Genomic DNA, 23,409 nt, shown 5'->3' on the forward strand with positions numbered 1-23,409 from the left:
GCTAAGAAGGGGAGTGCCGCGTGGCGACGCAGACTGAGGAGCAGACCGGGTCCGAGGCCGTTGAGAGCAGGGCGGTCCGGTCGTGGGAGGTGTTCCCCGTGAGAGTGCAGGCGCTGCAGCGCTTGAGCCCCGCCTTCACCCGGGTGACCTTCGCGGGTCCGGCGCTCGCGCACTTCGCCGACAACGGCTACGACCAGCGCTTCAAGCTCATCTTCCCGGCCCCGGCCTGCGGCTTCGACAAGATGCCCACGAGCGAGCGGTGGTACTCCGAGCTGCGCGCCCTCCCCGAGGAGGAGCAGTGCGGCGTGCGCACCTACACGGTGCGCGCGGTGCGCCGCGCCGCCGGCGAGGTCGACGTGGACATGGTGGTGCACGAGGCGCACAGCGAGGACGAGTGCGGCCCTGCGCTGCGCTGGCTCCGCAATGCTGGGGTGGGCGACGAGATCCTGCTGCTGGGCCCTGACGCGCGCTGGGAGGGCCCGCACGGCGGCCTCGACTTCCACGCCCCCGACGGCGCGGAGCTCCTCATCGCCGGCGACGAGACGGCGGCCCCGGCGATCGCGGCGATCCTGGAGGACCTGCCGATCACCGCGCGCGGCAAGGCGTTCATCGAAGTCCCCGAGGCGGCCGACGTCCTCGTCATCGACTCCCCCGAGGACGTCGAGGTCGTGTGGCTCCCCCGCGACGGCGCGGTGTGGGGCGACAAGCTGATCCCGGCCGTGACCGAGGCGGCGCGCGGCATGGACTTCGCCCGGACCGAGCAGTTCGACGAGAACGAGGACGAGATGATCTGGGAGGCGCCGCAGGAGGTCGCGCAGAGCGACGCCTACGTGTGGATCGCCGCCGAGACGGGCGTCGTCAAGACCCTCCGGTTCACCGTCCGCAAGGAGCTGGGCCTGCCCAAGGAGTGCGGGGCGTTCATGGGCTACTGGCGCAACGGCGCCGCCTGGGATTAGCCGAATGCGTTCGAGGGGCGGTCGCCGGGGATCCGGCGGCCGCCCCTCGCGCTATTCGAAGGTGGGCGTCCCGGGCTCGTACTCGCCGACGAACCGGCGGTGGACCCACAGGAACTTGTCGAGGTCCTGGACCCGCTCGAGCCCGCCGAAGCCGGGGTCGACCTTCTCCAGGAAGGCGTGCAGGCGGCGCAGTTCCGCACCCGAGCGCCCGTCCGAGGCCATCCAGGCCTTCTCCTCGGCGGTCTTGAGCGACTGCTCCCCGAACTCGGCGATCGTCTTGAAGGACTCCTCGGCGAGCTCGAGGTGGCCTTCGATCGCCTCCTGGTCGAAGGCCGGTACGAACAGGTCGAGGGCCGCCGCGCCGCCGGGCAGGACCGTGGACCACAGGACCTTGAGGGTGCGCTTGATCCAGGGGGCCGAGCGGATCAGCCAGTCGCGGGGCATGTCGATGTCGTAGACGCCGCTCGCGGGGTCGCCGTCGAGGGCGTACAGCGGCATCCGGGAGTGCTCGCACCAGAGCACCACGCGGACGCCCACGTGAGTGAGGCGCTGGTGCCAGGCCTGCCGGTCGCGCAGTTCGACCGTGTAGAAGCGCGGCCCGCGGCTCGCCTCGTCCGAGACGAGCTGGATGAGCTTCTGGATCTCGCGGTGGGTCTTGGTCCACCGCTCGATCTCGTTCGCCTCGGCTTCCCCGGTGCGCCGCACCAGGTCCGCGAAATCGACGCGGGGTGCGGGGAGCCTGGCGGGCTTCGGCTCCTCCTCGGCGGGCCCGTCGCCGGGGCCGCGGTGGACGAGCGCGTCGATCGGGACGTCGGCCCAGCAGCGGCGGCACTCCGCGTACCGCTTGCCGCCGCGGCGGCGAGTGAGCAGCCGCTCCAGGCCGAACAGGCCGAGCTTCGAGCCGTCAGGGTCGAGGCACTGCTCGGCGCAGGGCACGAGCCGCTTGAGGCGGAAGCCCGGCCACAGCTCGCCGACGTACTCCTCGAGGTCGCGGATGAACTCGTGGAGGAACTGGTCGGGGTAGAGGGCCTTGACCGCGACGCGGAGCCGCTGGCCCTCGATGCGGATGAGCGCGCGCGAGTAGGGGTCGGGCTGGATGACGAGGCCGTTGTGCCAGTGGACGCTGTCCTCGAAGCGCTCGCGTCCGAGGGAGCGGCGGTGCCAGCGGACGATGAGCTGGTGCAGCAGGCCCTCTGGGATGCCCTTGGCGCCCTTGGCGTCCAGGAACTCGCACAGTTCGGCGCCTTCGCTGAGGCCCGCGCCGAAGGCGTCCCAGACCTCGCCCAGGGGCGGCGGCGCCTCGTCGACGAGCTGCGCGATGAGGCTGCTCTGCGGGCGGCCCTCGGGTGCGGCGATGCGGTAGGAGATGTCGTACTTCTCCATGAGCCGCAGGAGCGCGGCGTGGAACTTGGGGTCGTAGCGCAGCGCCGGCGGCTGCTCGGGGTCGTCCCACAGCTCGCGCAGCCGCCAGTGCTCCACGAGGCCGTGCCGCGCGGCGGTCTCGGCGTCGTCGAGGACGAGGCTGACGGCGGTGCTGAGCCAGTCGCCCTTGAGGACCACGATCGCGTCGAGGCCGCTGATCTCCGGGTAGTGGATCCAGTAGCCCAGTTCGGTGGCGATCCGCGCGAGCGCGTCGGCCGCCTCGGCGTCGAGGCCGAACCCCGCTGCGCGGGAAAGGTAGTCGTCGTACTCCAGATAGGACTCGCCGCTCTCGGTGAGGGAGCGGTGCAGGTCCCGCCAGCCCTCGGGCACCTCGCGGTTGATCTGGGGCATCGCGGCGGCCGAGCGCCACAGGGCGGCCTTGAGCACTTCGATGCCGGTGCCGGTGGCGCTGTCGACGAAGTGGAACCCGCCGATGAGGGCGCCGTGCTGCTCCAGGAGGGAGCCCTGGTCGATCCGGGGATGCTGGCCGTCGAGGTCGACATGGGTGGCGACGACGTGGATCTTCACGTTCTCGTCGCCCGCGCGGCGGCGGATCAAGTCGATCCAGTAGTCGACGAAGCCCTGCATGGGGCCCTGGCGGGCCTTCCAGACCACGACGTACACGGCCGGGGCCGTGAAGAACAGCTGATGCGTGGGGCGGTAGACTTTCTGCCCGCCGAAGTCCCAGGCGTTCAAGGAGATCGCCTCGTCCGGGTCGCCGCCGGGACCGGCGACCGCGAGCGTCTTGACCGCGATGCCGTGCGTGGAGCCGCGGGCGGGGTCGAACGGTTCGCCGCGCATCGCCGCCAGGAGCGAGCTCTTGCCGACCTCGCCTTCCCCGACGAGGACGAGCTTGGCCTCGCGGAAGTCGGCGCCGGCCGTGTCGACGCCCTCCATGAACTCGGCGAGCGCGCGGGGCCCGGCCGCGGCGGCGGCCCGCAGTTCGGGCGGCAGGAGGTTGCCCTCCATGTAGAGGCCGGCGAGGTTCTCCAGCTTGGTGATGGACCGGGGCAGGGCGGTGAGGCGGTTGCCTTCGAGGTCGAGGCGGACGAGTTCGGTGAGGTCGCCGATGGCCTCGGGCAGGGCCTGGAACCGGTTGCGGGTGAGGTCGAGCCGGTTCAGGCGGGTGAGCTTCCCGATCGAGTCGGGCAGGGTGGTGAGCCGGTTGCGTTCGAGTCCGAGGTGGACGAGGCCGGTGAGGCGCCCGACGGTGTCGGGCAGGGCCGTGAAGCCGTTGCGGGACAAGTCGAGCCGGGTGAGCTCGGTGAGCTCGGTGACCGGTTCGGGGAGGGTGCCGAGGCGGTTGTCGCCGATGTCGAGGCGGGTGAGGGCGCGCAGGCGGGCGATCGACGCGGGCAGGTCGGTGAGCTGGTTGCGGAAGAGGTCGAGCCTGGCGAGGCGGGTGAGGCGCCCGATGGAGCCCGGGAGCGCGGTGATCCGGTTCATGTCGAGGTCGAGCCGGGTCAGGGGGGTGAGGTTCCCGATCGACGCGGGGAGCGCGGTGAGCTGGTTCTCGCCGAGGTTCAGTTCGGTGAGCTCGGTGAGGTTCCCGATCGAGTCGGGCAGGGTGGTGAGGCGGTTCCCGTAGAGGTTGAGCCGCCGGAGGCCGGTGAGCTCGCCGATCCATTCGGGCAGGCGGGTGAGTCCGTTGACGGAGAGGTCGAGGGACCGCAGCTGCGTGAGGCCCTCCACGGCTGCGGGGACGGTGCCGAGGCCCTGCCGGGAGAGGTCGAGGTTGGTCTGGCCGGAGCGTTTCGCGTCGGCGATCCGCTTTCTGACGCTCATCGCGGGGGTTCACCTGCCGGAGTGCGTGGGTGGGGGATGGCGTTCTCCCCGCCATCCTACCGACCGGTTGCGACACTCCGGTACCGCTCGATCGCGTTGCGTTCCAAGCGGTGCCGGGCCGGCCCGCGGTCGCGGGCCGGCTCCGGGATCAGCGCAGGAGGTCGTCCGGCATGAGCTGCACGGGCGGGGCGCCCATGGTGACCACGACGTCGCCTTCGCCCGCGAGGGCCTTCACGGCGGCGGGCACGTCGTCCCATTCGGCGACGAAGACCTTGTCCGCGTCGGGCAGGTCCACGGCGTCCAGGAGCGCCTGGCCGCCTTCGCCTTCGGGGATGGATTCGCCGGGGCCGAAGATCTCCATCACCACGACCTTGTCCGCCAAGGAGAGCGCTTCGGCGATGTCGGCGCGCATCTCGACGGTGCGGTACACGCGGTAGGGCATGAAGACCACGACGAGCTTGCCGGGGGCGGCGACCTCTTTGAGGGTCTTGATGGCCTCGGTCATCGCGGTCGGGTGGTAGGCGTACTCGTCGAAGACCGCGTAGCCGCCGATCTCGCCGCGCTTCTCGAACCGGCGCTTGACGCCGCCGAACGCGGCGATGCCCTCAGCGACCGTTTCGGGCTCGAGCCCGATGTACAGGCCCACGGCGATCGCGGCGGCGGAGTTGAGCGCGATGTGCTTGCCGGGCATCGGCAGGTGGAAGCGGCCGAGCAGCTGGTTGTGGGCGAGGACGGTGTAGTCGACGCCGTCCTTGCCCGATTCGACCTCGCCGAGCTGGATGTCGGCGCCGTCCGAGAAGCCGTACGTGGCGACAGTGCGGCCCTCGGCGCGGAACTTCCTGGCGAGCGCGGCGGTGCCCGGGCTGTCGGCGCACAGGACGAGCAGGCCGTCCTTGTCAGTGTTGCGGCCGAAGCGCTCGAAGGCCTCCGTGAGGGAGTCCATGTCGCCGTAGGTGTTCAGGTGGTCCACGTCGATGTTGGTGATGATGCCGATCTCGGGGCGGAACCGCAGGAACGAGCGGTCCGACTCGTCGGCCTCGGCCACGAAGTACTCGCCGTTCCCGTGCGCGCCCGTGTGGGCGCCGATGTTCTCGCCGCCGTTCACATAGGACGGATCGAGGCCGGCGTGCGCCAGCATCTGCGAGATGATCGCCGTCGTCGTGGTCTTGCCGTGCGTGCCGGTGACGACGATCGAGCGGCGCCCGGTCATCGCCGCGGCAAGGGCCTCGGAGCGGTGGTAGACGCGGATGCCCCGCTTGCGGGCCTCGGCCACTTCGAGGTGCTCGTCGTTGTGCGCGGTCGAGCGGACCACCGTGTCGATGCCGTCGAGGTTGGAGGGCACGTGCTCGCGGTGGAGCGTGACGCCGAGGCGCTCGAGCTCGGGCAGGCTCGGCCAGTCCTTCAGCTCGGAGCCGGACACCGGGAGGCCGCGGGTCGCGTACAGCCGGGTGAGGCCGTTCATGCCCACACCGCCGACGCCGATGAACAGCGTGCGGCCCAGGTCTTCCGCGGTGACGCCCTCGTCGATGGGGCTCGTCAGGTCGTTGGGGTCGTCGCTCATGCCTGCTCCAGCACTTTCAGTGTGTAGTTGCGCAGCGCCTCGTCGCCGGTGCGGCTGCCGAACGCGGCCGAGGCCCGGGACATCGCCGCGACCCGGTGCGGGTCGGTGATGACCGGGATGAGGTTGGCCTCGATCCATGCGGGGTTGAGCGCTTCGTCGTCGCAGAACATCGCGCCGCCGGCGTCCACGACGGGACCCGCGTTGCGGTACTGCTCCTTGTTGCCCCAGGGCATCGGGACGAAGACGGTGGGCACGCCGAGCGCGGACACTTCCGCGACGGTCATGGAGCCGCCGCGGGCGAGCACCATGTCGGCGGCGGCGTAGCCGAGGTCCATGCGGTCGAGGTACGGGAGCGTCCGGTACGGGACGGGCAGGCCCTCGGGGATGTGGATCGGCTCGTCCCGGCGCGCGCCGGTGATGTGCAGGACCTGGACGCCGCGGTGCGTGAGCGCCTGGGCCGCACCGGAGACCGCGTTGTTGATCGAGGCCGCGCCCTGCGAGCCGCCGTACACGAACAGGACGGGGCGCCGCGGGTCGAGGCCGAAGTACTGGCAGGCCTGGGCGCGCATCGCGTGCCGGTCGAGGTGCGCGATCGCCGGCCGCAGCGGCACGCCCGTGACAGTGCCTTCGGCGAGGATCGGCGAGGCCTGCGGCAGGTGCGGGAAGCCGAGCGCGAGGTTGTCGCTGAACTTGAGCGCCATCTTGTTGGCGACCCCGGGCGGGTCGTTGAACTCGAAGATGACCATGGGGGTCTTGCGCCGCCACGCGGCCAGGTAGGCGGGCACGGCCACGTAGCCGCCGAAGCCGACCACGACGTCGGCCTGGACCTCGTCCATGACGTCGCGGGTGGCCTTCATGGCCTTGAGCATCCGCGGCGCGGTGAGCAGCAGGTCGAGGTTGATCTTCCGCGGCAGCTGGTGGGCCGGGACGTTGCGCAGGTCGTAGCCGGCCTTCGGGATGAGGTCGTTCTCCAGGCCCTTCTCGGTGCCGAGGCATGTGACGCGGACGTGCGGGTCGTGCCGGCGCAGGCAGTCGGCGTAGGCCAGGAGCGGGTAGATGTGGCCGCCGGTGCCGCCGCCGGCGAGGACGACCGATCGAAGCTGAGGCAACGTCATGTCTTTCTGGTCGTAGTTTTCTGGGTGGACTCCGAATCGGATTCGGAGCGGGGTGCGGGCGGCAGGGGGGCCCACAGCAAGCGTACGAGACGTGAGGGGTTGCGGGCCCGCAGCGCCGTCGCGGCGTCGGGTTCGGCACGCGCGAACCCGGCGAGCATCCCGACGGCCGCGAGGATGACGACCAGCGCCGTGCCGCCGTCGGAGATGAACGGCAGCGGCACCCCGGTCATGGGGATGAGGCCGAGCACGCCGCCGATGTTGATGAACGCCTGGCCCGCGATCCAGATCGTGACGCCCGCGGCGACGAGCGCCCGGAACGGGTCGTCCGAGCGGCGCGCGATGCGGAAACCCGTGTAGACGAGCACGGCGAACAGCGCGAGGATCACCAGGCAGCCCACGACGCCCAGCTCCTCGGCGATGAGCGCGAAGATGAAGTCGTTGTGGCCGTTGGGGAGCCAGTCCCACTTCTGGCGGCTCTCACCGAGGCCGAGGCCGAACCAGCCGCCGTCCGCGATCGCGTAGTAGCCCTGGATGGCCTGGTAGCCCCAGGTGTCCGCGAAGTCCTCGGGCCGCGAGAACGAGATGATGCGCTGCATCCGGTAGCCCTCGAACGCGACGAGGACCGCCGAGCCGAGCAGGCCGATGGCCACGAGCACACCGAGGATCCGCAACGGCACCCCCGAAGCCCACAGCAGCCCCAGGAACATCGCCAGGATGATGAGCATCGTGCCGAGGTCGGCGTAGCCGATGACGATGAGCAGCAGCCCGGCGATCGGGAACATCGGGATCGCGAGCTCGCGCCAGGACGCGATTCGCGGGCCGAGCCGCACCAGGGAGTCCGCGGCCCACAGGAGCAGCGCGAACTTGGCGATCTCGGCGGGCTGGAACTGGAAGGGCCCCAGGTCGATCCACAGCTGGTCGGTGGCGATGCCGCCCGTGGAGTCGCCGCCCGCGGCCTCCTGCTGCTTCTGCCGGATCGACATGACGACCAGGACGAGGCCGAGCAGGATCGCGACCACCAGGAGCGGGCGCGACACGGCCCGATAGGTGCGCGAGGGCAGGCGCTGGGCGACCCAGAAGCAGACGAGGCCGACCACGGCCCACACGACCTGCTGGAGAATCACCGCGAACGGGTCGCCGGTGGCCTCGTAGGACTCGACCATGGTGGCCGAGAAGACCATCACGAGGCCGATGGTGAGGAGCAGCGCCGAGGAGGAGAGCAGCAGGTAGTACGAGGCGAGCGGCCTGTCGAGCAGGCCGCGCAGCAACTCGGTGAACCCGCTCCTCACCCGGCCTCACCCTCGATCAGGGCGCGCGCGGCGGCCGCGAACGCGTCGCCGCGGTGCGCATAGGAGGTGAACATGTCGTAGGAGGCCCCGGCCGGGGAGAGCAGCACGGTGTCCCCCGGTTCGGCCAGTGCCGCGGCGTGCGAGGCGACTTCGGTCATCACCGCATCGTCCCGGCCGTCGAGCACGACCACGGGGAGGCCCGGGGCGTGTCGCGCCAGCGCTTCCGCCACGACCGCGCGGTCTTGTCCGATGAGGACGGCGCCGCGCATCTTCGGGGCGTACTGGGCGACGAGGCCTTCGACGTCGACGCCTTTGAGCTGGCCGCCCGCGACCCACACGATGGAGTCGTAGGAGGCGAGCGCGGCGGCGGCGGCGTGCGGGTTAGTGGCCTTGGAGTCGTCGACCCAGGTGACGCCGGCATGCTCGACGAGCGTGACGTTGCGGTGCGGTTCGGGCACGTACTTGCGCAGGGCGTCGCCGATGTCGGCGTGCGTGACGCCGACCTGGCGGGCGAGCGCGGCGGCGGCGAGGGCGTTGGCGACGTTGTGCCAGCCGGCCGGGTGCACGTCGTCGACCGAGCAGATCTGGACCGGCTCGGGGCCGGTGTAGTCGACCAGGAAGCCCAGGGCCACACCGTACTGGCCGGGTTCGGGGTGGTTGAGGGTGAACCCGGTGACTTCGGCGTCGGTGTGCTTGGCGAGGGCGACCACGGACGGGTCGTCGAGGTTGGCGACGGCCCGGCCGCCGCGCCAGACGGCGGCCTTGGCCTCGGCGTAGGCGTCGAAGCCGCCGTGCCAGTCCAGGTGGTCGGGGGCGAGGTTGAGCACGGCCCCGGCGGTCGGGGCGAGCTCGGAGGACCAGTGGAGCTGGTGGCTGGAGAGCTCGACGGCGAGCACGTCGAACGGGCCGTTGGCGGTGTGGACGAGCGGGACGCCGATGTTGCCGACCGCGGCGGTGCGGAGACCGGCCTGGGCGAGCATCGCGGCGAGCATCGTCGTGGTGGTGGTCTTGCCGTTGGTGCCGGTGACGGCGAGCCAGCGCGCGGCGCCGGGTTCGCGCAGCCGCCAGGCGAGTTCGGGCTCGGAGAACGCCTCGATCCCGGCGGCGCTCGCGGCGGTGGCGATCGGGTGGTGGGGCGGGAAGCCCGGCGAGAGCACCACCTGCTCGACGCCGTCCAGGAGTGCGGGGTCGAACTCGGCGGCGACGACGCAGGTCGCGCCGCGGGCGGCGAGCGCCCGCATCCGCTCGGAGTCCTCGCGGTCGTAGACGCGGACCGCGGCGCCGCGGTTGAGGAGGACGTCGGCGCAGGCGGCTCCGGCGACCCGGGCCCCGGCGACGAGCACGTTGTCGGCGATCCTCATCCCCTACCCCGCGATCCGCAGGAAGTCGGCGAAGAAGAAGCCGAGGGCGAGCGCGGTGCAGATGCCGGCGATGATCCAGAAGCGGACCACGATGGTCACCTCGGACCAGCGGTTCTCGCCGAGTTCGAAATGGTGCTGGATGGGCGACATGCGGAAGACTCGTCGCCCGGTGAGTTTGAAGCTGGTCACCTGGATCATGACGCTGGCGGTGGTGATGACGAACAGCGCGCCGAGGATCGGCAGGAGCAGGATCGTCTTGGAGGCGAACGCGAGTCCGGCGATGAGCGCGCCGAGGCTGAGCGAGCCGGAGTCGCCCATGAAGATCTGGGCGGGCGAGGTGTTCCACCACAGGAAGCCGAACATGGCGCCGGCGGCGGCGCCGGCGATGAGGGCGATCTCGAGGGGGTCGCGGACGTCGTAGCAGAGGTTGTCGGCGGGCTGGGCGCCGCCGCACCAGTGGCGGTACTCCCAGAAGCCGATGATCACGAAGGCGACGAAGGCCATCATGGAGGCGCCGGTGGCGAGGCCGTCGAGGCCGTCGGTGAGGTTGACGCCGTTGGCGGTGGCGTTGACGAGGAGCACGATCAGGATGACCATGCCGATCTTCGTCAGGGGGATCTCGCTGATGTCGCGGGTGAAGGAGAGGTACGGGGTCGCGACGGTCTCGGAGATGTCCGGGGAGTCGATGGAGCCGGTGTAGTAGACGGCGAGGATGCCGAAGATCGTGGCGGCGATGGTGAGGCCGAAGACCTTCGCGCGGCCGGAGATGCCGCCGGAGTGCTTGCGGCGGATCTTGAGCCAGTCGTCGATGAAGCCGACGAAGCCGCAGGTGACGAAGAGTCCGATGAGGACGATGCCGGTGGCGGTGAAGCCGGTGGGGCGGTTGAAGGTGACGCCGTCGACGTTCTCGGGGAGGGCCATGAGCACGAGGTGGCCCGCGACGTACGCGAGCACCGTCGTGAAGATGAAGACGACGCCGCCCATGGTGGGGGTGCCGGCCTTGGCGAGGTGGGTCTGGGGGCCGTCGGAGCGGATGGGCTGTCCCGCCTTCAAGCGGCGGAAGAGCTTCGCCGCGAGGGGCGTGAGCGCCATGGTGAGCGCGAACGCCACGAACGCGGCGACGATTACGGCTCTCACTGGTCTGTGTCCTCCTTGGCGCGCAGGTGGTCGGCGACGTCCCAGGTCCGGTATCGGGAGCCCTTCACCAGGACGGCGTCGCCGGGGCGCAGCCGGCTTTGCAGCAGCGCGATGGCTGCGGCTTGATCGGGTACATGGGTGGCGGTGACGCCGTCGGCACCTTCAATGATGGGTTCGGTGCCTTCACCGATGGCGATGACCTCGTCGATGCCGGCGTCGCGGGCCTGTTCGCCGAGGCGGCGGTGGCAGGTCTCGCTCTGCTCTTCGAGGTCGGCCATGAGTCCGAGGACCGCGATGCGGCGGCCCTCGGTGGGGAGCTGCCCGAGGGTGCGGACGGCCGCACCCATCGAGGCGGGATTGGCGTTGTAGGAGTCGTCGATGACGGTGGTGCCGTCCGGGCGGGTGAAGACGTCCATGCGGCGTTCGGAGAGGCGGCCGGATTCGGACAGCCACTCGGCGATCACGTCGAGCGGGGCGCTGATGTTCCAGATGACGGCCGCCGCGGCGAGCGCGTTGTAGACGTGGTGGAGTCCGTACAGCCGCAACTTGACTCGTGCGGACTGGCCGCCGGGTGCGGTCAGCGTGAAGCTGTAGCGGCCGTCGCCGGGGTCCAGGTCCACGGCCATGATGTCGGCGGGGTTCTCAATGCCGAAGGTCAGGACGCCGGCTCGCGTCGCCTCGGCCATGCGGGCCACGCGGGGGTCGTCCGCGTTGAGCACCGCGGTGCCCTCAGCCGAGAGGAACCGCGGCAGCTCGGATTTGGCCTGCGCCGTCGTCTCGATGTCGCCGAAACCGTCGAGGTGGGAGATGCCCACGTTCAGGACGGCGCCGACCTCGGGCGGCGCGATCTCGCACAGCTGCGTGATGTGCCCGAGACCGCGAGCGGCCAGTTCGAGCACGAGGTACTCGGTGTCGGGCTCGACGCGGCACACGGTGTAGGGGTGGCCCAGTTCGTTGTTGAAGTTGCCTTCGGTGGCCACGGTCTTCCCGAGGCGGGCGCAGAGCTGGCCGATGAGGTCCTTGGTGGAGGTCTTGCCGTTGGAGCCGGTGACCCCGATGATCCGCGCCTTCGAGGCGGCCGCGATGTGCTTGGCGAGCTTCGTCAATGCGTCGATGCCGTTGTCCACGTAGATCGCGGGCGTCTCGATCGGACGGGTCGCGATGGTCGCGAGCGCGCCCTGGGCGGCGGCCTTCGCGGCGAAGTCGTGGCCGTCGACCTTCTCGCCGGGGATCGCCAGGAACAGTCCGCCGGGCCCGGCCTTGCGGGAGTCGTACTCGACGCCGCCGGTGACGACCGCTTCAGGGCTGGCCGTCTCGCTGAGCTTGCCGTCCATGACGGCGGCGACCTGGGCCAGGCTCATGGGGATCACGCGGCGGTCTCCTCCTGTTGTGAGTGCGTGCGGTGTTCGGGACTATCACGCTTCAAGGTCGTGCGCCGGTTTCACCCTGGCGGCATCGCGTAGCGCACGCGCCAGGAGTTCCCGGTCGTCGCCGGCGACGAGGCCCTCGGCCGTCTCGGTGGCGGTCTCGTGGCCTTTGCCGAGGAGGGCGATGGTGTCGCCGGGCTCGGCCAGGGCGGCGGCCTCGTTGACGGCGGTTTCCCGTCCCGGGATATTACGGCAGGGCACGCCCTCGACGGCGGCGGCCACCTCGGCGCGGATGCGGGCGGGGTCCTCGGTGCGGGGGTTGTCGTCGGTGACGATGACCAGGTCGGCGGCGCGTGCGGCGGCGGCGCCCATGAGCGGGCGCTTGGAGCGGTCGCGGTCGCCGCCGGCGCCGAGGATCGCGATGACCCTGCCGGGAGTGGAGTCGCGGAGGGCTTCGAGGACGGCGGTGATGGCCTCGGGCTTGTGCGCGTAGTCGACGACGCCGCGCACGGGGCCGTCGCCGGAGACGAGTTCCATGCGGCCGGGCACACCGGTGCAGGAGGCGACCCCGGCGAGGGCGGTCTGCGTGTCGATGCCGACGGCTTCGAGGAGGGCTACGGCGAGCGCGGCGTTGGCGACGTTGTGGCGGCCGGGCATGTTGACCAGGCCGTCGCCCTCACCGTGCAGGGATTCGAGGTGGAACCGCTGCGTGAAGCCGTCGCCGGTGATGTCGGAGACGTAGTAGTCGGCGCTGGAGTCGGTGAGGGAGAAGCCGAGGTTCTCGTCGGTGGAGAGGGTCGCGACGCGCTTGTCGTCGTCGTTGAGGATCTCGATGTCGGCGCGGCCGTCGAAGAGGCGGGCCTTGGCGTCGAAGTAGTCGTCGAGGTCGGCGTGGAAGTCGAGGTGGTCGGTGCCGAACATGGTGAACCCGGCGGCGCGGAAGTGGCAGCCTTCGACGCGGCCGAGGACGAGGGCGTGGCTGGAGACCTCCATGACCACGTCCGTGACGCCCTTCTCGAGGGCGACGGCGAGGAGGGCCTGGAGTTCGGGGGCTTCGGGAGTCGTGCGGGCGGATTCGATGCGCTCGCCCGCGATGCGGGTCTCGACCGTGCCGATGATGCCGGTGGTTCGCCCGGCGTAGGCCAGGCCGGCCTCCACGAGGTAGGCGGTCGAGGTCTTGCCGTTGGTGCCGGTGATGCCGAGGAGGTTGAGGCGCTCGGAGGGGCGGCCCCAGACGCGGGCGGCGATCGCTCCGGTGAGCGTGCGGGGATCGGCGGCGACGAGGACCGGCAGCGTCCCTTCGATGAGGGCTGCACCGCGTTCGTCGGTGAGGACGGCCACCGCGCCGCGCTCGGCGGCCTGGGCGCAGAACTCGGCACCGTGGCGGTTGGCGCCGGGCAGGGCCGCGAAGAGGTCGCCGGGCTCCACGGCGTCGGCGGCGAGACTCACACCGGTGACGTCGAATCGCAGCTCCCCGGCTTCGGGGAGGAGGTCGGCCAGGCCGTCGATTCGGTAGGGAACGGTCGTCTCAGGACGCGGAAAGCTCGGCACGGCCTGACCCTACACCGGCACACACCGTCTGCGAGCCTTACACCGGCGGGCCGCACCGAAAGCGGTTACGACAGCTCAGGCGCGCTCTCGAGGCCCCGGTGGTCGGGGTGGCCGATCGGATTGCGGTCGCGCTCGTCGAGGTTGTCCGACCAGGTGCCGAGGAGCTTGTCGAGCTCGGCGGCCTGGTCGCAGTTGAGGGAGTCCAGGAACAGCTCCCGCACCAGCGAGAGGATGCAGGGCGCGGCGTGCTCCAGGCGCTCGGCGCCTCCGTCGGTGAGGTGCACCCAGATGCCGCGGTTGTCGCGCCCGCATTTGCGGCGCTCGACCAGGCCCATCTCGGAGAGCTTGTTGATCTGGTAGGTGACGGCGCTCTTGGCGGTCACGATGCGGTCGGCGAGATCGCTCATGCGCATCGCGCGCCCGTCGCTGTCGGCCAGGCGCACCATGATCTCGTACTGGGTGTGGGTGATGCCGTGCTGCTCCTGGAGCCGCCGGTCGATGTGGTGCTCGAGGCGGTGGGTGACGTGGAGGAACCGGGTCCACACGGCGTTCACGTCAGGGGCGAGCCAGCGGCTCTCGAAATCTCCCGCGCTCATCGGCGGCCCTCCTTCCTCGGCTTCGGCACCGGCCCTCGCGGCTGGTTCGAATTCGAACAATCCTATCAGGCGGAACGAAGATGAACGGCTCCTGAGTCAGCCACGCCACACTCGGGCCGAAAACCTGGTAGTTCCGCGACTACCAGTGGTTATGCGCAATGACCCGATGCATTCGAGGAATTTTCCCGTTCTAGGCTGTACGCCGACCATCCCGTCCAATCGGCTCCGAGCAACCGAAGGACCCTCAAGCCTTGAACGCCGGCACTTCCTCCCCCGCGCGCTCCCGCGCCCCGCGATCCTTCCTCAGCGGCGCCAAGCGCGTGCTCTCGCTCCCCATCGTGGCGCTCGCGGGCGTGGTCTTCCTGGTCGCACCCGCCTCGCAGTCCTCCGCGCAGGAGGACGAAGGCGCCTCGGACGCGCTCAGCGCCGCCATCGCGGCCTACCTCGACGCGCAGGACGAGCTCAACGCGCTCAAGCAGCAGCAGGCGGACCTCGAGCAGGAGCTCGACGACTCGGAGGCGGAGTCGGCCGCGCTCCAGCTCGAACTCGAGGAGTACGCGTACGTCGCGTCCACCACCTCCGACTTCCAGTCCACGGCCGCGCTCATGGCCTCGGGCGACCCGCAGAACGCCGTCGCCGCCATGGAGCTGCTGCAGTTCCTCGGCGAGTCCCGCGCCGACCGGTTCAACGAGCTCATCGCCCGCCTCCAGGAGATCGAGGCCACCCGCGAGACGCTCGCCGACAACATCGACGAGCAGGAGAAGCTCGCCGACGAGATGGAGGACGCCCGCAACGAGGCCGCCCTGGAACTCGCGGCCTCCGGCGGCGACGACGCCGTCGGGCCCTCCGCCTCCGACGCGCCGCCCGCCGAGCCCGCCCCCCGCAACTCCGACGGGACGCTGCCCGGCGAAGGCTGCTCCGAGGACGACCCGACCACGGACGGCTGCCTGAGCCCGCGCACCCTCCACGCCCTCACGCAGTCCCAGATCGCCGGGTTCACCCGCTTCGTGGCGTGCTACCGGCCCTCCTCCTTCGGCGAGCACGGCAAGGGCCGCGCCTGCGACTTCTCCTCCGAGCCCGACGGCTTCCGCGGCGACGCCCAGGGCGAGGACTACGACTACGGGCAGAACCTCGCGGCCTGGCTCGTCGAGAACGCCGACGCGCTCGGCGTCCAGTACGTGATCTGGTACCGGCAAATCTGGATGCCCGGCGACGGCTGGAAGTCCTACTCCGGCGCCCACGGCGACCCCAACTCCGACCACACGAACCACGTGCACCTGAGCATTCGCTGAACGGCGGCCCGGTTGTCTTGACCTGGGGCCGAATAGGTCACAGGTGCGAAGTAGACGACCTGTCGCCGCCCATGTGTACCGTGGTCACATGAGCTTCGGACCGTCCTCCCTCTCCCGCCGCGGCGCGCTCGCCGCAGGCGGCCTCGCCGTCGTGGGCCTCGCGGCGGCGGCCTGCACGAAGGATTCGGGCACCATCGGCGAAGGCGAGGGCGACGACGCGTCCTCCGAAGCGCCGCAGAGTGCCGCGAAGGTGCAGATCACGCCCGCCGACGGCGCTGCCGACGCGACCGCCGCGACCGAGATCTCCTGGACCGTCGAAGCCGGCGAGTTCAAGGAGTTCACGCTCACCGACGCCGCGGGCGCAGCGGTCGAAGGCGCCATGCACCCCGACGGGACCACCTGGGTCCCCGCCAGCCCGCTCTCGTGGGAGACGACCTACACGGCCACGGTCACCGCCGACGACGCGGCGGGCCTCACCGCCACCGCGACCTCGACGTTCACCACGATCGCCTCCCCGGGAAACCGGGTCGGCATCGAGAACTACCTGCCCGGCGACGGCTCCACGGTCGGCATGGGCGCGATCCTCGCGTTCCGCTTCACCGACTACGAGATCCCCGAAGACCTGCGGGCCTCGGTCGAACGGCGCCTCTTCGTCACCTCCGAGCCGGCGCAGGAGGGCTCCTGGCACTGGATCACCGGGCGGGCCCTGGAGTACCGGCCGAAGGAGTACTGGCAGCCGAACACCGCCGTCTCGGTGCGGCTCGCCATCGGCGGCCTCGACATCGGCGACGGCCGATACGGCGAGTTCGACGCCGAGACCAGCTTCACGACCGACGCCGAGTCGCGCTACCTCGAAGCGGACGACGAGACCAAGCAGATGCGGGCCTTCCGCGACGGCTCCATCGTGCAGACCATCCCGATCTCCCTGGGCGCCAGGGAGATCGACGGGAACGACGCGCGCTCGTTCTCCGGCACCATGATCATCATGAGCCGCGAGGAGGAGTCGACCTTCGTCTCCGACCTCTACGACTACGAGACCGACGTCAAGTGGGCGATGCGCCTGACCTTCTCGGGCCAGTTCATCCACGGCGCGCCCTGGGCGGCGGACCGGCTCGGCGTCGCGAACGGCTCCCACGGCTGCCTCAACGTCTCCGACGAGATGGGCGAGTGGCTCTACAACTTCGTGCGCTGGGGCGACCCGGTGATCGTGAAGAACACCGGCCTCGAAGTGCCGCAAGGCGACGGCTTCACCGGCTGGACCCTCGACTGGGACACGTTCAAGGCGGGATCGGCACTGCAGGCCTAAAGCAGATGGAAAGCCCGGCGAGCCGATGCTCGCCGGGCTCTTCCGCAGCTGCGTTCAGACCGCTTCTTCGGTGCGGACCTTCGGGTCGGCGGCCTGCGGGTGCTCCTCGAGGATGCGGCGGTGCGCCCAGCGCTCCACGAAGAACGACGCGACCGGCACGGTGCCGCCGAGCATGAGGCCCACCGTCTGCGGCCAGAACTTCCAGCCCGCCTGCTGGGCGAGGTGGAAGGCGAGCACCAGGTAGACCATGTAGCAGAGGCCGTGGATCGGGCTGATGACCGAGACCATCGTGTCGTTGTGGGCGAGGTACTTGAGCGGCATCGCCACGAACATGAGCAGGATCAGGAACGTGCCCACGATCCAGGCGACGATCCGGAAGCGTTTCAGAGCGGCGTTCATGCGTGGCTCCCCTGAGCTCTCTGGTCCAGTGACGGTGCGGTGTCGTCGCGGCGAGCCGCGATACTGCGCTCATGATCATCACGGCGAGCCGCAATGATGTCCGACTCGAACGGCGAGGTCATCGGCGGCGGTTCGGGCTTCCCGCGCCGCTGCTGCGTCACGGGCCGGTCCTTGCGCAGTTCGAGGCGCATCTGGCGGATCCACAAGGCGACCGTGAAGAGCGCGAACAGCGGCCATTCGAAGGCGTATCCCCAGCTGATGGCGTTGCCGCCTTGTGCGCGGGAGAGCTGCCACCAGCCGAGCAGCCCGAAGGCGACCGTCAACACCACCGCAAAGAAGTGGAGGACGATCCAGGGAGGCGTCAGCAACCGTCGCACGGAACCCAGACTAGGGTGACCGACCCGATGTTGCCGCCGGGGGGCCGGGCGTGGTGACATAGGCCGGTGACTCAGGACCTGCCGCTGCCCGGCGCCGTGAAGGCGTACCCCGAACCCGACGCCGCCGACGTCCGCGAACTCCTCCTGGACTGGTGCGGCGCCGAGACCGATGACGCCGACGACGCCGCGAAGGCCCTCGGCGCGCTCGACCCCGGCGCGCGCGAGACCGCCGACCGGCTCTACCAGTCGATCGTCGCCGACATGGGCGGGCGCAAATGGCTGACCTGGCCGAAGCCTGCTGAAGCGCACCCGCTGCTCGGGCTGTACCCGCTGCTGGCGGCCGTCCCGGACATGCTCGCCTACCACCGCGAGCACCGCATCGACGAGGACCTCTCGCGGCGGCTGCTGCTCGACGTGGGCGAGAAGCTGCGGCTCAACCGCCGGATCTACGGCAGGGCCGGGCTCGACGTCGCGCACTGGTTCACCGGGCACCTGCGCGGGGCGCTCTACCAGCTCGGGCGGCTCCAGTTCTGCGTCGAGGGCGACGAAGCGAACCCGTTCGTGGGCATCCACATCCGCGGTGAGGGCGGCCCGCTCACGCTCGACGCCGTGAGCGACTCGGTCGAATGGGCGCTGGAGTTCTTCCCGGCCGTCTTCCCCGAGCGCTTCGACGGACCCGAGGACCTGGTGTTCAAGTGCGAGTCCTGGCTGCTCGACCCGCAGTTGCGCGACTGGCTGCCCGAACGCTCGAACATCACCGGCTTCGCCGCGCTCTTCGACATCGAAGCGGCCGTCGGCGCCGAGGGCAACCGGGCCGACCTATGGCGCTTCGTCTTCGCGCGCACCGAGGACACGCCGGTGGAGGAGCTCCCGCAGGACAACACCCTGCAGCGCTCAGTGCTCGCCGGTATCAGGGCGGGCGTGCCGTGGCGCGGGCGCCTCGGCCGCCTCAACCTCGCCAGGCTCGGCCTCTAGTACCGAAACAGCAAGGGCCGCAACACTCTCGTGTTGCGGCCCTCGGCGTCTACTCCCCCGAACGGGCCCGCTGCCAGGCTTCGCTCGCCACATAGTGGTTGTCGTAGCGCTCCCCCGAGGCCGGGATCTCCTTCGGGTCGGCCTCGCCCGCGACGACGCGCTCGAGCAGGCGGTAGTAGTCGAACCGGTCGGCGGCCGGGGTGAACACGGCGAGCACGTCGGCGTCGTGCCCGGCGGCGGCGCCGAAGGCGTGCGGCAGGCCCGGCGGGATGGTGATGAAGTCCCCGGCCTCCAGGACGATGACCTCGTCGCCGGTGAGGACCTGCAGGCGACCCGAGATGACGAACAGCGATTCGGTGGTGCCGGTGTGGAAGTGCGAGGGTGCGCCGTCGCCGCCGTCGGGGAAGGTCGAGCGGTGCACCGAAAGCGCCCCGCCGGTCTGCGAGGAGTCGGCGAGCAGGGTCATGACCGACTGCTGGGCGTGCGCGAGCCGCTCAGCGGTGGCGGCGCGGGCGATGACGGGTGCGGGGACGGTGTCCATGGGTGCTCCTCTGGCAGGTGCTCCGGCCCTTGCCGGAACTCATATCTAGATATTACATGTCTAGATACTGATCCGCAACCGAGGGGCACGCGCCGAATCGCAAGTCCAGAACAGGAACGAGTCAGCAGCACCCGTGTAAAACCTGGACAGCTAAGATCGAGGTTATGAAGATCAGCGAAGGCGTCGAATGGGCCGCGCACTGCTGCCTGCTCCTGGACTGGATGGGTGTCGACGGGCCCGTCTCGACCGCCCGGCTCGCCGCCGGGTACGGCCTGCCGCCCGCCTACCTCAACAAGCAGCTCCAACCGCTCGTCAAGGCCGGCATCCTCACGTCCACCGCGGGCAAGAAGGGCGGCTTCCGTCTTGCCAAGAGCCTCAACGACATCACGCTCATGGACATCCTGACCGCCATCGAGGGCCCCGCAGAGGCCTTCCAGTGCGCCGAGATCCGCCAGAACGGAGTCTGGGGCGACGAGCCCGCCTCGGCGTTCCGCGCCCCCTGCGCGATCGACACCGCCATGCGCGGCGCCGAACTCGAATGGCGGCGCGCTCTCGCCGCGCAGTCCCTCGCGGAGATTCAGCAGAACGCCGAACTGCAGGCCCCGAACCTCCGCGCCCAGGTTCAAGAGTGGTACCGCGAGCCGAGGCCATAGGCTGTCGGTATGCGGATCGTCATCGCCGGGTCGAGCGGCTATCTCGGCAAGCCCCTGATGGAAGCCCTCGAAAGCGTCGGCGAAGGGCACGACCTCGTGCGACTGGTGCGGCACAAGCCCGACGAGGAGAACGAGATCATCTGGGACCCTTACAAGGGACCCCTGGACCCGCAGATCCTCGACGGCGTGGACGCGGTCGTCAACCTGTGCGGGGTGAACGTGGGCGGCAAGCGCTGGAACGCCGCGTACAAGAAGCGCATCGAGGCGAGCCGCGTGGTCCCGACGAAGGTCCTCGCCGAAGCCGTTGCGGCAGCGAACGTGCCGGTCATGGTCAACGCGTCTGCCGCCGGCTGGTACGGCGACCGCGCCGATGTCGAAGTGGACGAATCGACCCCCGCGGCGGCCGACTTTCTCGGACGGCTCTGCCTGAAATGGGAGTCGGCGACGGCCGCGGCCGAGGAGTCGGGCGCACGAGTCGTCAAGCTGCGGACCGGCCACGTACTCGGCCCGGAGAGCGTCCTGCTCGACCGGTTCGTGCCGGCGTGGAAGTGCTTCCTGGGCGGACGATTCGGCAGCGGCAAGCAGTACCTGCCCTGGATCTCGTTGCGAGACTGGGTGGGCGCGGCGGTCACGGCGATCGAGGACGAATCAGTACGAGGCCCCGTCAACATGGTCGGCCCGGCCCCGACGACGAACCGCGAGTTCACGAAGGCCCTCGGCGCCGTCGTCCACCGCCCCACGCCTTGGATCATCCCCGGCTGGGCGGTCAAACTCGTCGCAGGCGAGGCCGCGGTCGAGATGCTGCGCGGCGCCAAGATCAAGCCAGGTGTCCTGCAGGCCAACGGATACGAGTACCAGGACCAGACGGTCTTCGAGGCCCTGAGATACGCCCTCAACACCTGACGCAAGAACATCGCCCAGCACTCGAGACCGGTCCCCGGATGTGGGGCCGGTCTCGAGTGCTTTCGCAACGGAGTCGGAGACGCTAAGTTGAACATGTTCAACTTAAAGCCCTCGAAGGATCGCCCATGTCCGACCCCGCGCCCCAGCCTCGACGCGAGGCTCTTCCGTGACCGTCCCCCCGAAGACCCCCGACCGGCCCGGCACGGTGACCGCCGCCCAGGTGTTCGTCGGCCTTCAGGCCGCCGCATTGTTCTGCTGCGGCCTGCTGCCCGTGTTCGCCTGGTGGCCAGCTTTCATGGCGGCTGTCGTGTTCTACCTCCCCGGTCTGAGCGGAGTGGATTCTGGGCTCTGGATCGCGATGGTGATCGTGCCGGTCGGTGCCGCCGCCTATGCAGTCATCACCATCAGGCAGCTCGGCAACGGTGACCGTCGCGCACGGACCTGGGTCGCGGCCGGACTGGCGATGCTCATCGTTCTGGCCGGCGCCAGCGCGCTACTGCTTTTCGAGTTCGAAGGCGGCGGATCCGTTCTCGCGCTCGTCTCGGCGCTCCCCTCAGTCCTGCTCCAGTTGTTCGCCTGGATGTGCACCCACTCCGAACCGACGGAGCAGTGGTTTCGCGAATGTGAGGCGTATCTGCGCGAACCGAACCCGTAGACCTTGCATCACACTCAGCACTGCAACCTTGAAGGAACACCTGGAATGCCGATCTTGCTTCAGCCTGTGCCCCGTGCCAAGTGGCCGAAGGCCATCACCACCGCGCGGATCCTCACCCGGGTGCAGGTCGCGCTGGTCATGATCACAGGGAACTGTTCGTTCGGGTTTCCGCTGGTCATCGCGATCGCTTGGCCTGTCGAGCGATTCGACTGGCATGAAGATCCCGGCGGGATCGCGATCATCTGGGCATGGGTCATCGGCTTCGCCGCGATCGTCACCTACGCCTGTCTCATCGACCTCTGGGCAGGTGAGGCGGACCGCCGAGCGCGGACCACGATCATCATCGGGACGGCGGTGCTGGTCGGCTTCACCGCCGTGACCATCGCGACTTTCGCGATTTGGGAACCGGCTCTGGCAGTGGTCGTCCTCATCGGGGCCACACCTTCGCTCATCGTCCAGGCGATCGTGCTGCGATGCGTCTACGGCTGGGAAGGCCGCCGTTGGTTCGACGGCAGCGAGGCTGGCCGGATGGATGAGGCTGCTTAGACTGGGCGGACCCGCCTTCGAAGGAACCCGCCCATGTACACGCCGCCCACCACGCCGCCCTCGAACCCGTTGCCACCTGAGCTGCTGCACCGGAAACCCGGGACCGTAACCGCAGCCCAGGTCATGCTCTGGCTCCAGTTCTCGTTCCTGATCTGCTGCGGAGCGGCGGCGGGCTGACCGCGTTGCTGTGGTCTGATGCGCTGGACTTCAGCGACTTCGAGTTCGAGGACGACCTCTCGCAGGGCTTCGAGAACCTCGCGGCGCTCGTCACCATCGTCCTCGCGGTGACCATCGCGGTGGTGATCCTCTTCGGCGTCCTCGCGGTCAAGATCGGCGCGGGCCGGCGTTGGGCGCAGATCGTGACGATCGCGGTCATGCTGCTGGCCTTCGTGTCCGGCTTCATCGGGATCTACACCGGGTTCGAGACGGCCAGCCAGGCGGGCGCGCCCGCCGACGGCGGGCGGCTGATCTGGACCCTGCTCAGCCTCGCGATGCCGCTCGTGACCCTCATCTGCCTGTTCACGGGCTCGGCGAACCAGTGGTTCCGCCAGCGCGGCCGCGAACCGCTCAAGGGGCTGCCGCCGCAGAGCCCTCCGGCAGCGCCGTACCGGTCGTACTGAGCGTTTCGCCAAGGGCGGCGATGTTGTCGCCCACTGCTTCCGGGTCGCCGATGCCCTCGACCATGAGGAGTTGGCGGCGGACACCGGTCTTCTCGGCGGAGACGGCGAGCCGTTCGGCCACGTGGTCGGCTGGTCCGACGGCGTGGCGTTCGATCATCCAGTCGACGTAGGCGGCGTGGTCGCGTTCGCCGCGTTTGGGTTTGAGGCTCACGTACTGGCCGACGCCCCTGGTCAGGAGTTCGGTGAGCGAGGTCCGGAGGCGGTCGACGGTGGCGTGGCTGTCGGCGATGTGGGCGAGGTGCGTCGAGACGTGCTCGGCGGCGTCGGGGTCGAACCCGGCGGCTTCGGCTTCCTGCCGCCAGGCGTTGAGGAGGGCGATGTGGTCGTCGTCGGGGGCGTGCATGCCGAGCAGGAGGGGCAGGCCGTGGCGTCCGGCGAGGCGGGCGGTGCCTTCGCCGGTGGCGGCGACCCAGACGGGGCGGCCGGTGCCGGGGGGCATGACGCGCACGGGCAGGACGTCGAAGAACTCGCCGGCGTGGGCGACTTCGGCGTCGCCGGAGAGCCAGCGGGTCAGGAGTCCGAGGCCTTCCTCGAAGCCGCGTTCGTACCGGTCGAGGCTGGAGCCGAACACGTCGAGGTCGACCCAGGGGCCGCCGCGGCCGACGCCGAGGCGGAAGCGGCCGGGGGCCAGGGCGTCGAGGGTGGCGGCCTCCTCGCCCAGGGCGACGGGGTGTCGGTTGGAGAGGACGGCGACGGCGGTGCCGATCTGGAGGCGTTCGGTGGCGGCGAGGAGGTGGGCGGCCATGAGCGTCGCGGACGGGCTCGCGCCGTACTCGATGAAGTGGTGCTCGGCGGTCCACACGCCGTCGAGGCCGGCCGTCTCCGCTTGCCGCGCATAGGAGACGACTCGGCGGAGTGCCGCCGCCGGTGCGATGCCGGGGAACACTCCGCCGAGGAGGAACAGATCGTGTGCGCTCATGCGCTCACTCTATGGGCCGTCCC

23 protein-coding genes are annotated in these 23,409 nt (G+C 70.1%); 10 read left to right on the forward strand and 13 right to left on the reverse strand.

Annotation, left to right across the window (positions count from 1 at the left end):
* Window positions 1-104: 104 nt before the first annotated feature.
* On the forward strand, window positions 105-956 hold the full coding sequence (locus AB0I03_RS17965) for a siderophore-interacting protein (RefSeq protein WP_360414471.1): 852 nt from the start codon (window positions 105-107) through the stop codon (window positions 954-956).
* A gap of 51 nt (window positions 957-1,007) precedes the next feature.
* Here the strand turns inward: AB0I03_RS17965 and AB0I03_RS17970 are convergent, their stop codons facing one another.
* From AB0I03_RS17970 to AB0I03_RS18010, 9 genes are all read right to left on the reverse strand, one after another.
* On the reverse strand, window positions 1,008-4,163 hold the full coding sequence (locus AB0I03_RS17970) for a COR domain-containing protein (RefSeq protein WP_360413969.1): 3,156 nt from the start codon (window positions 4,161-4,163) through the stop codon (window positions 1,008-1,010).
* A gap of 148 nt (window positions 4,164-4,311) precedes the next feature.
* Window positions 4,312-5,724, reverse strand: a complete 1,413-nt coding sequence (gene murC / locus AB0I03_RS17975; RefSeq protein WP_360413972.1) for a UDP-N-acetylmuramate--L-alanine ligase — start codon at window positions 5,722-5,724, stop codon at window positions 4,312-4,314.
* Complete coding sequence (locus tag AB0I03_RS17980) at window positions 5,721-6,833, reverse strand: UDP-N-acetylglucosamine--N-acetylmuramyl-(pentapeptide) pyrophosphoryl-undecaprenol N-acetylglucosamine transferase (RefSeq protein ID WP_360414474.1); 1,113 nt, start codon at window positions 6,831-6,833, stop codon at window positions 5,721-5,723. Before AB0I03_RS17980 ends, murC begins: the two co-directional genes overlap by 4 nt.
* A gap of 2 nt (window positions 6,834-6,835) precedes the next feature.
* The gene (gene ftsW, locus AB0I03_RS17985; protein ID WP_360413975.1) at window positions 6,836-8,128 is read right to left on the reverse strand and encodes a putative lipid II flippase FtsW; all 1,293 of its coding nucleotides are present in this window, start codon (window positions 8,126-8,128) and stop codon (window positions 6,836-6,838) included.
* The gene (gene murD, locus AB0I03_RS17990; protein WP_360413978.1) at window positions 8,125-9,489 is read right to left on the reverse strand and encodes a UDP-N-acetylmuramoyl-L-alanine--D-glutamate ligase; all 1,365 of its coding nucleotides are present in this window, start codon (window positions 9,487-9,489) and stop codon (window positions 8,125-8,127) included. Before murD ends, ftsW begins: the two co-directional genes overlap by 4 nt.
* Window positions 9,490-9,492: 3 nt before the next feature.
* Complete coding sequence (mraY, locus tag AB0I03_RS17995) at window positions 9,493-10,626, reverse strand: phospho-N-acetylmuramoyl-pentapeptide-transferase (protein WP_360413981.1); 1,134 nt, start codon at window positions 10,624-10,626, stop codon at window positions 9,493-9,495.
* Window positions 10,623-11,996: a UDP-N-acetylmuramoyl-tripeptide--D-alanyl-D-alanine ligase gene (gene murF / locus AB0I03_RS18000; protein ID WP_360413984.1), complete on the reverse strand. Its 1,374-nt coding sequence runs from the start codon at window positions 11,994-11,996 to the stop codon at window positions 10,623-10,625. The genes mraY and murF overlap by 4 nt, the downstream gene beginning before the upstream one ends.
* Window positions 11,997-12,041: 45 nt before the next feature.
* Window positions 12,042-13,544, reverse strand: a complete 1,503-nt coding sequence (locus AB0I03_RS18005; RefSeq protein ID WP_360413987.1) for a UDP-N-acetylmuramoyl-L-alanyl-D-glutamate--2,6-diaminopimelate ligase — start codon at window positions 13,542-13,544, stop codon at window positions 12,042-12,044.
* Window positions 13,545-13,609: 65 nt separating this feature from the next.
* Complete coding sequence (locus tag AB0I03_RS18010) at window positions 13,610-14,140, reverse strand: MarR family transcriptional regulator (protein WP_360413990.1); 531 nt, start codon at window positions 14,138-14,140, stop codon at window positions 13,610-13,612.
* A gap of 251 nt (window positions 14,141-14,391) precedes the next feature.
* On the opposite strand from AB0I03_RS18010, the gene AB0I03_RS18015 reads away from it, so the two are divergent.
* Both AB0I03_RS18015 and AB0I03_RS18020 read left to right on the forward strand, forming a co-directional pair.
* Window positions 14,392-15,432, forward strand: coding sequence for a hypothetical protein (locus tag AB0I03_RS18015; protein ID WP_360413993.1), 1,041 nt, complete (start codon window positions 14,392-14,394; stop codon window positions 15,430-15,432).
* A gap of 88 nt (window positions 15,433-15,520) precedes the next feature.
* Window positions 15,521-16,738 carry an Ig-like domain-containing protein gene (locus AB0I03_RS18020; protein WP_360413996.1) on the forward strand — a complete coding sequence of 406 codons (1,218 nt, stop codon included), beginning with the start codon at window positions 15,521-15,523 and terminating at the stop codon, window positions 16,736-16,738.
* A gap of 54 nt (window positions 16,739-16,792) precedes the next feature.
* On the opposite strand, the gene AB0I03_RS18025 is transcribed toward AB0I03_RS18020, so the two are convergent.
* Together AB0I03_RS18025 and AB0I03_RS18030 are read right to left on the reverse strand one after the other, a co-directional pair.
* The gene (locus AB0I03_RS18025) at window positions 16,793-17,137 is read right to left on the reverse strand and encodes a DUF3817 domain-containing protein (protein ID WP_360413999.1); all 345 of its coding nucleotides are present in this window, start codon (window positions 17,135-17,137) and stop codon (window positions 16,793-16,795) included.
* Window positions 17,134-17,514, reverse strand: a complete 381-nt coding sequence (locus tag AB0I03_RS18030; RefSeq protein ID WP_360414002.1) for a hypothetical protein — start codon at window positions 17,512-17,514, stop codon at window positions 17,134-17,136. Before AB0I03_RS18030 ends, AB0I03_RS18025 begins: the two co-directional genes overlap by 4 nt.
* 66 nt (window positions 17,515-17,580) lie before the next feature.
* Here AB0I03_RS18030 and AB0I03_RS18035 point away from each other — a divergent pair, with 66 nt between their 5' ends.
* Window positions 17,581-18,489: an acyltransferase domain-containing protein gene (locus AB0I03_RS18035; protein WP_360414005.1), complete on the forward strand. Its 909-nt coding sequence runs from the start codon at window positions 17,581-17,583 to the stop codon at window positions 18,487-18,489.
* A 49-nt stretch (window positions 18,490-18,538) separates the two neighbouring features.
* Here the strand turns inward: AB0I03_RS18035 and AB0I03_RS18040 are convergent, their stop codons facing one another.
* Window positions 18,539-19,030 (reverse strand): cupin domain-containing protein, encoded by a 492-nt coding sequence (locus AB0I03_RS18040; protein ID WP_360414008.1) that lies wholly within the window; start codon window positions 19,028-19,030, stop codon window positions 18,539-18,541.
* Window positions 19,031-19,194: 164 nt separating this feature from the next.
* Between AB0I03_RS18040 and AB0I03_RS18045 the strand changes: the two genes are divergently transcribed.
* The 6 genes from AB0I03_RS18045 (at window position 19,195) to AB0I03_RS18070 (ending at window position 22,407) form a co-directional block, all read left to right on the forward strand.
* Window positions 19,195-19,683 (forward strand): Rrf2 family transcriptional regulator, encoded by a 489-nt coding sequence (locus AB0I03_RS18045; protein WP_360414011.1) that lies wholly within the window; start codon window positions 19,195-19,197, stop codon window positions 19,681-19,683.
* 9 nt (window positions 19,684-19,692) lie between these two features.
* Window positions 19,693-20,586: a TIGR01777 family oxidoreductase gene (locus AB0I03_RS18050; protein WP_360414014.1), complete on the forward strand. Its 894-nt coding sequence runs from the start codon at window positions 19,693-19,695 to the stop codon at window positions 20,584-20,586.
* A 166-nt stretch (window positions 20,587-20,752) separates the two neighbouring features.
* Window positions 20,753-21,241, forward strand: a complete 489-nt coding sequence (locus AB0I03_RS18055) for a hypothetical protein (RefSeq protein WP_360414017.1) — start codon at window positions 20,753-20,755, stop codon at window positions 21,239-21,241.
* 45 nt (window positions 21,242-21,286) lie between these two features.
* Window positions 21,287-21,787 carry a hypothetical protein gene (locus AB0I03_RS18060; RefSeq protein ID WP_360414020.1) on the forward strand — a complete coding sequence of 167 codons (501 nt, stop codon included), beginning with the start codon at window positions 21,287-21,289 and terminating at the stop codon, window positions 21,785-21,787.
* A 33-nt stretch (window positions 21,788-21,820) separates the two neighbouring features.
* Window positions 21,821-21,964, forward strand: coding sequence for a hypothetical protein (locus AB0I03_RS18065; protein ID WP_360414023.1), 144 nt, complete (start codon window positions 21,821-21,823; stop codon window positions 21,962-21,964).
* A gap of 5 nt (window positions 21,965-21,969) precedes the next feature.
* Complete coding sequence (locus tag AB0I03_RS18070; protein ID WP_360414026.1) at window positions 21,970-22,407, forward strand: hypothetical protein; 438 nt, start codon at window positions 21,970-21,972, stop codon at window positions 22,405-22,407.
* Here AB0I03_RS18070 and AB0I03_RS18075 read toward each other — a convergent pair.
* A complete protein-coding gene (locus AB0I03_RS18075; RefSeq protein ID WP_360414029.1) occupies window positions 22,355-23,386 on the reverse strand; it encodes an LLM class flavin-dependent oxidoreductase in 1,032 nt (343 codons plus the stop codon). The two genes, AB0I03_RS18070 and AB0I03_RS18075, sit on opposite strands and share 53 nt — an antisense overlap.
* Window positions 23,387-23,409: the final 23 nt, after the last annotated feature.

This window comes from Glycomyces sp. NPDC021274, from assembly GCF_040641195.1.
GTDB lineage: Bacteria > Actinomycetota > Actinomycetes > Mycobacteriales > Micromonosporaceae > Glycomyces.